General features: G+C 51.8%; 9 protein-coding genes and 1 tRNA gene. 8 read left to right on the top strand and 2 right to left on the bottom strand.

The features are described 5' to 3' along the window. The first annotated feature begins 78 nt into the window (after positions 1–78). The 5 genes from rpsO to ACJY2L_RS15545 all read left to right on the top strand — a co-directional run bounded on the left by rpsO (position 79) and on the right by ACJY2L_RS15545 (position 5898). Positions 79–348, top strand: a complete 270-nt coding sequence (gene rpsO / locus ACJY2L_RS15565) for a 30S ribosomal protein S15 (RefSeq protein WP_025903869.1) — start codon at positions 79–81, stop codon at positions 346–348. 297 nt (positions 349–645) lie between these two features. Further along, a complete protein-coding gene (gene pnp, locus ACJY2L_RS15560; RefSeq protein WP_187487546.1) occupies positions 646–2775 on the top strand; it encodes a polyribonucleotide nucleotidyltransferase in 2130 nt (709 codons plus the stop codon). Positions 2776–2901: 126 nt separating this feature from the next. Then, on the top strand, positions 2902–3786 hold the full coding sequence (nlpI, locus tag ACJY2L_RS15555; protein ID WP_067427577.1) for a lipoprotein NlpI: 885 nt from the start codon (positions 2902–2904) through the stop codon (positions 3784–3786). Positions 3787–3890: 104 nt separating this feature from the next. Next, entirely contained in the window at positions 3891–3947 is a 57-nt protein-coding gene (gene yrbN, locus ACJY2L_RS15550; RefSeq protein WP_098053093.1) for a protein YrbN, read from the top strand. A 16-nt stretch (positions 3948–3963) separates the two neighbouring features. Further along, on the top strand, positions 3964–5898 hold the full coding sequence (locus tag ACJY2L_RS15545) for a DEAD/DEAH family ATP-dependent RNA helicase (RefSeq protein WP_439214436.1): 1935 nt from the start codon (positions 3964–3966) through the stop codon (positions 5896–5898). Between the two features lie 201 nt (positions 5899–6099). On the opposite strand, the gene ACJY2L_RS15540 is transcribed toward ACJY2L_RS15545, so the two are convergent. After that, positions 6100–7110, bottom strand: a complete 1011-nt coding sequence (locus ACJY2L_RS15540; RefSeq protein ID WP_067427581.1) for a luciferase-like monooxygenase — start codon at positions 7108–7110, stop codon at positions 6100–6102. A gap of 864 nt (positions 7111–7974) precedes the next feature. On the opposite strand from ACJY2L_RS15540, the gene ACJY2L_RS15535 reads away from it, so the two are divergent. From ACJY2L_RS15535 to ACJY2L_RS15525, 3 genes are all read left to right on the top strand, one after another. Continuing rightward, positions 7975–8604 carry a carbonic anhydrase gene (locus ACJY2L_RS15535; protein ID WP_067427583.1) on the top strand — a complete coding sequence of 210 codons (630 nt, stop codon included), beginning with the start codon at positions 7975–7977 and terminating at the stop codon, positions 8602–8604. Then, positions 8601–10076, top strand: coding sequence for a SulP family inorganic anion transporter (locus ACJY2L_RS15530; protein WP_439214435.1), 1476 nt, complete (start codon positions 8601–8603; stop codon positions 10074–10076). Before ACJY2L_RS15535 ends, ACJY2L_RS15530 begins: the two co-directional genes overlap by 4 nt. A 278-nt stretch (positions 10077–10354) precedes the next feature. Further along, positions 10355–11767, top strand: a complete 1413-nt coding sequence (locus tag ACJY2L_RS15525) for a diguanylate cyclase (protein WP_439214434.1) — start codon at positions 10355–10357, stop codon at positions 11765–11767. 124 nt (positions 11768–11891) lie between these two features. Here ACJY2L_RS15525 and ACJY2L_RS15520 read toward each other — a convergent pair. Beyond that, positions 11892–11967: transfer RNA gene (locus ACJY2L_RS15520), tRNA-Ile, on the bottom strand. Between the last annotated feature and the right edge of the window lie 292 nt (positions 11968–12259).

Genomic DNA, 12259 nt, shown 5'->3' with positions numbered 1-12259 from the left:
TAGAATAAGCCCGCTTTTCATTGGGTCGCTGAATTAGAGATCGGCACCCTTACATTCATTTTTTTATTGGAGTTTATTATGTCTCTAAGCGTTGAAGCTAAAGCAGAGATCGTTGCTAAATACGGTCGTGGTACTAACGACAGCGGTTCTACCGAAGTTCAGGTTGCACTGCTGACTGCTCAGATTAACCACCTGCAGGGTCACTTCTCTGAGCACAAAAAAGACCACCACAGCCGTCGCGGTCTGCTGCGTATGGTTTCCCAGCGTCGTAAGCTGCTGGATTACCTGAAGCGTAAAGATGTTGCACGTTACACCAGCCTGATCGAAAGCCTGGGTCTGCGTCGCTAAGTCTACAATTTGTTCAACAGCGTTAAATTGTAGAAAGCAACGTCTGGTGAACAGATTTGTGCGAGTTTCGCGAAAAGGGGGCCTTTATGGCCCCTTTTTTTAAGCAATGCGCAGCAATCCACGCCAAACTCATGTATTGTTGCTGAGAGTGATCTTTGCTTGCAGAGGTTCGCGCGGCTAATGAGAAACTTTACTCCGGGCGGAGTTAAAGATTGTCATTAGTCGCGAGGATGCAAATAAAGATTGAGGTCAATTGCGGACTACATAACGTCCGCGTCGAAGTTAAAGGATACAATTTTGCTGAATCCGATCGTACGTAAATTCCAATATGGTCAGCATACCGTCACGCTTGAAACCGGTATGATGGCGCGCCAGGCAACGGCCGCCGTAATGGTAAGCATGGATGACACCGCGGTATTCGTTACCGTTGTAGGACAGAAAAAAGCTAAGCCGGGACAGGACTTTTTCCCGCTGACCGTTAACTATCAGGAGCGTACCTACGCTGCTGGCCGTATTCCAGGTAGCTTCTTCCGCCGTGAAGGCCGTCCAAGCGAAGGCGAAACCCTGATTTCGCGCCTGATCGACCGTCCGGTTCGTCCACTGTTCCCGGAAGGTTTTGTTAATGAAGTACAGGTTATCGCTACTGTCGTTTCCGTTAACCCACAGGTTAACCCGGATATCGTAGCGATGATTGGTGCTTCTGCCGCTCTGAGCCTGTCTGGCCTGCCGTTCAATGGTCCGATCGGTGCCGCGCGCGTCGGTTATATCAACAATCAATACGTGCTGAACCCAACCGTAGATGAGATCAAGCAGAGCAGCCTCGACCTGGTTGTTGCTGGTACGCAGGGCGCTGTATTGATGGTTGAATCTGAAGCTGACGTGCTGAGTGAAGATCAGATGCTGGGTGCCGTGGTTTATGGCCATGAGCAGCAGCAGATTGTGATCGAAAATATCAACTCACTGGTTGCTGAAGCAGGCAAACCACGCTGGGACTGGCAGCCAGAAGCGACTAACGATGCACTGCACAGCCGTATCGCTGCGCTGGCTGAAAGCCGTCTGAGCGATGCTTACCGCATCACTGAGAAGCAAGAGCGTTATACGCAGGTTGGCGTAATCAAGTCAGAAACTATCGCCGCGCTGCTGGCTGAAGATGCCACACTGGATGAAGGTGAAATCAGCGATATTCTGCACGCCATCGAAAAAGATGCTGTCCGCTCGCGTATTCTGAACGGCGAACTGCGTATCGATGGCCGCGAGAAAGACATGATCCGTGGTCTGGATGTGCGTACTGGCGTGTTGCCACGTACTCACGGCTCTGCGCTGTTCACCCGTGGTGAAACGCAGGCGCTGGTTACCGCAACGTTAGGTACTGCACGTGATGCGCAGAATCTTGATGAGCTAATGGGCGAGCGCACTGACAGCTTCCTCTTCCATTACAACTTCCCTCCGTACTCGGTCGGTGAGACAGGTATGGTCGGTTCGCCGAAGCGTCGTGAGATTGGCCACGGCCGTCTTGCTAAGCGCGGCGTGTTGGCGATGATGCCTAAGCCAGAAGATTTCCCGTACACCGTGCGTGTGGTGTCTGAAATCACTGAATCTAACGGTTCTTCTTCAATGGCCTCTGTTTGCGGTGCTTCTCTGGCGCTGATGGATGCAGGTGTGCCGATCAAGGCTGCTGTTGCCGGTATCGCAATGGGCCTGGTCAAAGAAGGCGATCGTTATGTTGTGCTGTCCGACATCCTTGGTGATGAAGATCACCTCGGCGACATGGACTTTAAAGTAGCCGGTAGCCGTGAAGGTATCACCGCGCTGCAGATGGATATCAAAATCGAAGGCATTACCCGCGAAATTATGCAGGTTGCTCTGAACCAGGCCAAAGGTGCGCGTTTGCACATCCTTAGCGTGATGGAACAGGCTATCAGCACGCCGCGTGGCGATATCTCTGAATTTGCTCCACGTATCCATACTATTAAGATCAGCCCGGACAAAATCAAAGATGTCATCGGTAAAGGCGGTTCAGTTATCCGTGCTCTGACCGAAGAAACTGGCACCACGATTGAAATCGAAGATGACGGTACAGTGAAAATTGCTGCAACCGACGGCGATAAAGCACAGCATGCTATTCGCCGCATCGAAGAAATCACTGCTGAAATCGAAGTTGGCCGTGTTTATAACGGCAAAGTAACGCGTATCGTCGATTTTGGTGCGTTCGTTGCTATCGGCGGCGGTAAAGAAGGTCTGGTTCATATTTCTCAGATTGCTGACAAGCGCGTTGAGAAAGTGGCTGACTATCTGCAGATGGGCCAGGAAGTTCCGGTTAAAGTTCTGGAAGTTGATCGCCAGGGCCGTGTTCGCCTGAGCATCAAAGAAGCGGTCGAGCAGCCGCAGGCGGAAGCCGACGTAGTGACAACACCTGACGCCGAGTAATCGTTTGTCTGGCGAGCTCTCCCTGCACGCAGGGAGAGTTTTGTTTCATCGCGAGGGCGGGAAACCTTTTGCACAGCGGGCGGATGACAGGATACGCATCCCAATGTTTGTATTCAGGAGTGGGAAATGAAGCCATTTTTGCGCTGGTGTGTTGTTGCGACGGCTTTGACGCTGGCAGGATGCAGCAACTCAAATTGGCGTAAGAACGAAGTCCTGGCTGTTCCGCTACAGCCCACATTGCAACAGGAAGTCATCCTGGCGCGCATGGAACAAATTCTTGCCAGTCGGGCAATTACCGATGATGAACGCGCACAGCTGTTATATGAGCGCGGAGTGTTGTATGATAGTTTGGGTTTGAGGGCACTGGCGCGTAACGATTTTTCGCAAGCGCTGGCCATCAGACCTGATATGCCTGAAGTATTCAATTACTTAGGCATATATTTAACGCAGGCGGGGAGCTTTGATGCCGCCTATGAAGCGTTTGATTCTGTACTTGAGCTTGATCCAACTTACAACTATGCGCATTTAAATCGTGGTATCGCCCTCTATTACGGCGGACGATACAAGTTAGCGCAAGATGATCTGCTGGCGTTTTATCAAGACGATCCTAACGATCCTTTCCGCAGTTTGTGGCTCTACCTCGATGAACGCGAGATGGATGCCGACAAAGCCAAAGTGGCGCTTCAACAGCGTTATGACAAAGCGGCTAAAGATCAATGGGGATGGAATATTGTCGAGTTCTACCTTGATGACATTAGCGAGAAGACGCTAATGGAACGTCTCAAGGCGGACGCAACGGATAACACCTCGCTCGCTGAACATCTCAGTGAAACCAACTTCTATTTAGGTAAACATTACCTAAGTCTGGGGGAGAAGGACGACGCGAAAGCGTTGTTCAAACTGGCGGTCGCTAACAACGTAAACAACTTTGTTGAGCACCGATACGCATTGTTGGAACTGGCGCTACTCGGCCAGACACAAGACGATTTATCAGAATCTGACCAGCAATAGCTGACGAACTTTTATTGCCTGAATTTCCGAAACGTCATCATCTTACGGGGTGAGGGCTTTCTTGTTCGTCAAAACCACTAATTTGAGCCGGTTCACACTTTTTGATGAAAATGACTGAAAGTTTTCACGACGAGTTATGTAGACTGGCCGCCGCAATCTAAGAGGCACGTGTACTACATGACTGATATCCAAACCACTTTTGCTGACCTTGGCCTGAACGCCGACCTTCTCGAATCACTGAACGGCATGGGCTACGTTAAGCCATCCCCAATCCAGGCTGAGTGTATTCCTCACCTGCTGGCGGGCCGCGATGTGTTAGGTATGGCGCAGACCGGGAGCGGTAAAACTGCAGCTTTCTCGCTGCCACTGCTACACAACATTGACCCTACTGTTAAGGCACCACAAATTCTGGTGTTAGCACCAACGCGTGAGTTGGCAGTACAGGTAGCAGAAGCAGTAACCGATTTCTCTAAACATATGCGCGGTCTGAACGTGGTTGCCCTTTACGGCGGCCAACGTTATGACGTGCAGCTGCGCGCTTTACGTCAGGGACCACAGGTTGTTGTGGGTACGCCTGGCCGTCTGCTTGACCACCTGAAACGCGGCACGTTAGATCTCTCTAACCTGCGCGGCCTGGTGCTGGACGAAGCTGATGAAATGCTGCGTATGGGCTTCATCGAAGACGTCGAAACGATCATGGCGCAGATTCCTGAGGGTCATCAGACCGCTCTGTTCTCTGCCACTATGCCAGAAGCGATTCGTCGTATTACCAAACGCTTTATGAAAGATCCTCAGGAAGTGCGCATTCAGTCAAGCATGACGACGCGTCCTGATATCAGCCAGAGCTACTGGACCGCTTACGGTCGTAAAACTGACGCACTGGTGCGTTTCCTTGAGTCAGAAGATTTTGATGCGGCGATCATTTTCGTACGTACCAAAAACGCGACACTGGAAGTGGCCGAAGCGCTGGAGCGCAGTGGTTACAACAGCGCGGCACTGAATGGCGACATGAACCAGGCACTGCGTGAGCAGACCCTGGAGCGCCTGAAAGATGGTCGTCTGGACATCCTGATCGCTACCGACGTTGCAGCGCGTGGTCTGGACGTTGAGCGTATCAGCCTGGTTGTTAACTACGATATCCCTATGGATGCAGAATCGTATGTTCACCGCATCGGCCGTACCGGTCGTGCTGGCCGTGCTGGTCGCGCCTTACTGTTCGTTGAGAACCGTGAGCGTCGTCTGCTGCGTAACATCGAACGCACCATGAAGCTGACCATTCCAGAAGTGGAATTGCCTAATGCAGAACTGCTGGGCGAACGCCGTTTGGCTAAGTTTGCCAGCAAAGTTCAGCAGCAGCTGGAAAGCAGCGATCTGGATCAATACCGTGCACTGCTGAGCAAGCTTTCTCCGCAGGATGAGCTGGATATGGAAACACTTGCTGCCGCACTGCTGAAAATGGCACAGGGCGAGCGTCCGCTGATCGTTGTGCCAGAAGCGCCACGTCCACAGCGTCGTGAGTTCCGCGATCGTGATGACCGTCGTGACGATCGCCGCGGTGATCGTCCGGACCGTGCACCACGCGAAGCTCGTGAAGCACGCGATGGCGACCGTCCACGTCGTGAGCGTCGTGAAGTTGGCGATATGCAGCTTTACCGCATCGAAGTGGGCCGTGATGATGGCGTTGAAGTGCGTCACATCGTTGGTGCTATCGCTAACGAAGGTGATATCAGCAGCCGTTACATTGGTAACATCAAGCTGTTTGCCGCGCACTCAACCATTGAGCTGCCAAAAGGCATGCCGGGCGACATTCTGCAGCACTTCACCCGCACGCGTATTCTGAACAAGCCGATGAATATGCAGCTGTTAGGTGATGCTCAACCACACGAGCGTTCAGCTGAACGTGGTGGCGATCGTCGTCCTGCAGGCGCTGGTCGTGGTGGTGAGCGTGGCGGACGTGAAGCCGGTGCAGCTCGTGAGTCAGGCCGTCGCTTCAGCAGCGATCGTCCACAGGCTGGTCGTGAAGGTAACCGTGGTACGTTCAATCGTGAAGGTGGACGTGGTCCACGTCGCGAAGAAGGCACCAGCGCACCAACACGTCGCCGTGATGCCTGATTGCTATCGCAAGGGCTGATTTTCAGTCCATAATAAAAAACCAGCCCTCGTGGCTGGTTTTTTTTCGTCTGCCTAACCGATAAGCACCGCAGATAATGAAGCAAATAGTGAAAAAGGGCGTCAGGGGAAGAAAAGATTCAGGGATGATTCAGGCGGGAAAACGGGCCACCGCCTGTAAAGCGATGGCCCGGGCGTAAAACATTACAATGATTTAGAAGCCTGCATCGCCAGAGCAAACGAGCGCAGTCGGGCCTGCGTATCAAAGATCTGGCCATTGATCATCAGCTCATCCGCCTGGGTTTCGCGAATCAGCGCGGCCAGTCCGTTACGCACTTTATCCACGTCACCGACAACCGACATGCTCAATGCCTGCTGAACGCCATACTGCTCAGCGGGTGACCACAGATTATCCATATTCTCCACCGGTGCCGGCAGTGGCCCTGGTCGGCCGCGGCGCAGATTAATAAACTGCTGCTGCATTGAGGTAAACAGCAACCGCGCTTCCTGATCGCTGTCGGCTGCGACCACATTGATGCACACGGTAGCATAGGGTTTCGCCAGACGCTCCGACGGCTGGAAGTTCTCGCGGTAAAGGTGTAACGCCTGATAAAGCAGTTCCGGTGCGAAGTGCGAAGCGAAGGCAAAAGGCAGCCCCATCTTCGCCGACAGCTGAGCGCTGTACAGGCTGGAACCCAGCAACCAGACCGGAATCTTCAGTCCCAGACCGGGTACCGGTATCACCGGCTGATGCTCGCCTTCTTTAGCGTCGAACCAGCTAATCAATTCGGCAACATCATCGGGAAAGCTGTCCACGTGCGGATTGGCATGGTGACGGCGCAACGCCATCATTGTGCGCTGATCGGAGCCCGGCGCACGGCCAAGGCCCAAATCGATACGGCCCGGATAGAGCGATTCCAGCGTGCCGAACTGCTCGGCAATCACCAGCGGCGCGTGGTTTGGCAACATCACGCCACCGGAGCCGAGGCGCAGCGTACGCGTGTTGGCAGCAAGATAGCCAATTAATACTGACGTTGCTGCACTGGCAATGCCGGTCATATTGTGATGTTCAGCCAGCCAGTAGCGATGAAAACCGAGTTCTTCTGCCTGCTGGGCCAGCGCCAGCGAGTTATGAAACGCATCGCGAGCGTTCGAGCCTTGAGGTATAGGAGCTAAATCCAGCACCGAGATGGGAACGTGTTTTTTCTCAGACACAGATTCTCCTTTGTCAGGGTAAATGAAGGGGCGTAGCGTGTTATCGCCCGCTAATACATCAAGTATTACGCAACCCTGATTATATTAAAACCGCATTTACCGTAGTTGGCCGATCACAGCACATACGGTTTAGCCCACCGTTACGCTTCCGGCTTCACTGGTCAGGACATCCTCTTTTACGGTCAGTTTTGTGCCACGCTAAGCTGTACTCTTTGTAGGAAATTCCAGGCGACTGTCTATAAACCGAATGAAGTTTCTTTCTTCTTTACGACCACGAGACTTTTAGGCTTTAGGTTGAGAATAAATTGTCGTCAAACAGTTGGACAGTCCGTTGATATTACTCCATCGAAACGACTTATTATTAGCTAACTTTACTGAATCGATTTATCACGGCGGTTATCATTTCTTCAGGTATTACCCCTGGCTGAACAGTTAATTCGCTCGATTCCTGCTGTTTTGGAATAAGATAATTCGCACTTTTAATTCAGATTAAAAAATATCATATTAATTCCCTCGGAAAAGTAATTGTATTATTTTGTCATTATAATTTTTTCTTATTCTTTAATTTATATCATTTATATTCATGATTTATATCATTTTTTTAATAAAGATATAATGAGACTTTCATCTAATTAATATTGCACTGCTGACAATCTCAATACATTAAATAAATGTAAATTTACAAAATGAATTTTCCGTTTATTTATGGAAATTTTATTGATGCGTTATTACGCTTTAAAGGCTATAACCTTTTTCTGTGACGAGTAACACTTTTCAGGCTGCAGCGAGTTTTGTACAAATTGCACCATTTATTAATTGCGTCATCCGGGCAGCACGCCGCCAGATAACAGAGAGAGACCTATCGTGACGACACTTAAACCCTTGTTAGCGAAGAATCGCAGTTGGGCCTTACAGCGCCGCCAACGTAATCCAAAATATTTTGAGAAGTTTTTACATCAACAAAAACCGCATTCTTTATGGATAGGGTGTTCTGATAGTCGCGTACCGGCTGAAGTATTAACTGGATCGCATCCGGGTGAGCTTTTTGTCCATCGCAATATTGCCAACATGGTTGTCAGTAATGATGACAACACGCTCAGTGTGCTGCAGTACGCCATTGAGCAGCTTGAGGTAAAGCGCATTGTGGTTTGCGGTCATTATGGTTGCGGCGGCGTACAGGCCGCGCTGGCATTACCCGACAGTCCTCTTGCCCATGAAGATTCACCTTTATCGCGTCGTATCAGTCAGCTACGTGACGCGCTGCACAGCGGATTACGTGAATTTACCGCTTCAGAGGATAACGAAAGCGACAAACTCAACCGCCTGGTTGAAGCCAATGTCCTTGCCCAATTTGCTGAACTCATCGCGACAGATCCGGTAAGAAAAGCCTGGCAGCAGGGCAGAGAATTAGACGTCTTTGGCTGCGTGTACGATCTGCAGTCAGGTCACCTGAAAGAGTTAATCCAGCAGTCAGCAGAGGAACCTTTACCATGAATCTCAGCACTCTGAAGCAGGATATTCCTGCTGGCCTTGTCGTTTTTTTGGTGGCGTTACCGCTCTGCCTGGGCATTGCTCAGGCCAGCGGTTTGCCGCCATTTGTCGGCCTGCTCACCGGCGTTATCGGTGGTCTGCTGGTCACCTCATTAAGCCCGTCACGCTTTGCCGTGAGTGGGCCGGCGGCCGGTCTGGTGACCATCGTGGTCGGTGCCATCGAAACGCTGGGTTCGTTTTCCGCCTTTTTGTTCGCGCTGATTTTGGCTGGCGTGCTGCAATTTTTGTTGGGCGTCATGCGGGCAGGGCGCTTTATTACGCTGGTTCCGGGTAGCGTAATTAAAGGCATGCTGGCGGCAATTGGTATTCTGCTGATCATGCAGCAGATTCCGGTTGCGCTTGGCGCCGCCAGTGATGCCAGTCTGAGTAGCCTGTTCAGCGGCGATTTCGCCTTCTCGGCGTCTGCTATTGTTGTCTCGGGCATTGGCCTGTTGATTTTATGGGCCTGGACCACGCCGCTGGTGAAAAACATCAAAGGGCTGAATTGGGTGCCAGGGCCGTTGATTGCGGTACTGTTTGGCGGCCTCGCCGTGGTATTTGGCGATCGTATATGGGCCGAGATGTCTGCCAACCTGCCGCGCATTGTGCTGCCCACCTTTGACAGTCCGGGCGCACTTATCGCTGAACTGGAGCGGCCGGACTGGCAGGCGTGGCAAAATCCGGCGGTCTATGTCGTGGCGGTAACGCTGGCGTTGGTTGCCAGTCTGGAAACCCTGCTCAGTGCTGAAGCATTGAAAAAGCTGCGTCCGCAAAACCCGCCGCCATCACCCAATAAAGAGATGCGCGCGCAGGGTGTCGGCAATCTGGTCGCTGGCCTGTTAGGCGGCTTGCCGGTAACGGCGGTTATCGTGCGGAGTTCGGTTAACGTCAGCGTGGGCGCGCAGAGTAAAGTCTCTATCCTGCTGCACGGCGTGTTGCTGCTGATTTGCGGCCTGTGGTTCAGCGATCTGCTGAACGTCATCCCGCTAGCCAGTCTCGCCGCGGTGCTGCTCTATACCGGCTATAAGCTGGCGACGCCACGGTTGTTCGTCGAGCAGTTCCGTATGGGTGCACAGCAGTATGTGCCGTTCCTCGCGACCATCGGCGGTATTTTAGTATTTGGCATGCTGGCGGGTATCGGTATTGGGCTGGCGACGCAGATACTTTGCAGCATTTATAAGAGCCATCGCAATGCGCTGCAATTGACGCGCTATGACGATCACTATGTGCTGCGTTTCCAGCAAAACTTGACCTTCATGCATAACCCACAGCTGCAGGGATTATTAGCCGAGATTCCTGAGAACAGCGTGGTTATCGTCGATCACGATAATGCCGAGTACCTCGATCCTGACGTTAAAGCCATACTGGAAGATTTTGGCGACAATGCGCGCCAGCGAGGCATCCGTCTCAGCCAGTGGCCGGTTGCCGTGAAATAAGTCCTATAATGGGCATATCGCACTGATATGCCCATTCACTGCTCTATAAACGCCTGTTCTTTTTTTCAGCAATTGTTCCTGCTCTCTCACACCAAAAGCCTGTGCTATGATGCCGCCGCTTCGCTCGGATAAATCCCATAACTGCCCGGATTTGATGCTTATTGGTTGCGCCATGTAACCAATTCGGTAGATAAAACACGCCTTGCGAACCGTATAATGAAATTTTCTGGCCGCTACCGCAGTTGCTGGCGAAAAGTGAATGATGGTGAGAGTAGGGTATGTGCGTAAAGTGGCTGGATGAAAAACGTGAAATAAGTTCGGCTATGACATTATTTGTCACTACCGCGCTATTCTGCTTTGTTGGCAGTCACTTACGTATGCCGCAGGAACTTTCGCTATTCTGGCCGGTAAATGCGCTTTTGACCGGCATTATCGTGCGCTTCCCGTGGCTGCATCGCACCAGAAACTATTTCGTCTGTTACACCGCGATGGTGCTCAACGACACTATTTTCTCCGGCTGGACCGGCAGCGCTTTCACCATCAACTTCGCCAATATTCTTTTTGTCTTTGTAGCCGCCGCTGTACTGCTGGCTTCGCCGCCTGCTCAGGACGGCAATGCCTTACGTGTCGGCAAAGCGATGCGCATCTTTGCTGCCTGCCTGATAGCGTCCATCAGCTGCGCTAGCTGGGGCGCACTGGCGCAGGGGGAAGGCATGAATGAGAAACTCATCACCGCGTGGAGTGACTGGTTCAGCGAACAGTTTTCAACCGGCGTGCTGCTGCTGCCTTTTTTACTGACGCTCAAACGACAGACCACGCTCTCCCGCGCCGTAATTTCGACCAAAATGGTGCTGCCGGTTATCGCCTTGATCCTCTCTGTTTGCGCCAGCGCGATGATTGGCGGCGCTGGTAGTCTTTCTTTTCCGCTACCGGCAATGATTTGGTGTGCCATCAGGTTGCCGATCGTGGCGACCACGCTGCTGATGCTGATTACCGGCATCACAGAAATTATCCTGGTGGTTGATGGCATCATTACCATTCAGGGCGGCGACAGTAGCCTGCCGCTTAGTCATCTGATGTCGGCCCGACTGGGCGTCGCCACGCTGGCCATCGGACCGTTTATCGTTTCTGTCAGCATGGATGCCATTCGGCGGCTTAATCATCAGTTGGCGCTGCGTGCCGACTACGACTTTCTCACGCGTCTACTGTCGCGATCCGGATTGTATGAACAGCTGCGCGGCCGGGAAACTGCCAGCTGCCAGCGCGCTGGGGTAATGATCATTGATATCGACTATTTTAAATCGATCAATGACAGCTTCGGCCATGATGCTGGTGATGCGGTGTTGGAAGAGCTTGCGCAACGATTACGCAATGTCGCGGGCGATCGCGGCCTGCTGTGCCGGTTTGGCGGCGAAGAGTTTGTGGCGGTATTTTTCAATGTCGATCGTGAAGCGCTCTGGCATCACGCAGAATCTATTCGGCAGGCGATAGAACAGGAAAAGTTTGTGCTGCAGGGTAATACGGTGAATATCACCGTAAGTATTGGTATCGCCTGTCAGCATCGGTTATCCGGTAAAGATCGCATCAGCGCTATCAACGGCCTGATCTCCACCGCCGACAAAAATCTCTACTATTCCAAACGCAACGGCCGCAACCAGACATCACCAGCGCTCCACGAGTGCATAGCGTAAAAGAATTTATCCGCATGGCGCAGGGGATTAATTAATACATCGATGAACCCACAGCTATAAATTTTAGGCAATAAAAAGCCACCCTCTCGGAGTGGCTTAATTTGCTGATTTAACAGCTAAAATTTGGTGGCCCCTGCTGGACTTGAACCAGCGACCAAGCGATTATGAGTCGCCTGCTCTAACCACTGAGCTAAGGGGCCAGCGGAGCCGGGATTATAATGTATCTGTGCAGGGCAATCCAGCAATGTCATGCTGGTTGTTGGTTTTTAAACCAATAGCTTACCGATAAGAAATGGTGTCAAAAAACAATGCGAAACGGCTCAAAACGAGGCGTTCCCTGTATCGTCAATTCAGCAGCTGATGAACATTTTCACAAGAAAGACCTTGCTCTCGATAGTTCTCGTTTGGCAAATAGAGCACCACAACAGAGAACTGTCACCCCAAACCCCAAACCCCAAACCCCAAACCCCAAACCCCAAACCCCAAACCCCA

This window comes from Duffyella sp. Ts4, assembly GCF_051851875.1.
Lineage (GTDB): Bacteria > Pseudomonadota > Gammaproteobacteria > Enterobacterales > Enterobacteriaceae > Duffyella > Duffyella gerundensis.
This window is presented reverse-complemented; position numbering and strand designations above follow the sequence as displayed.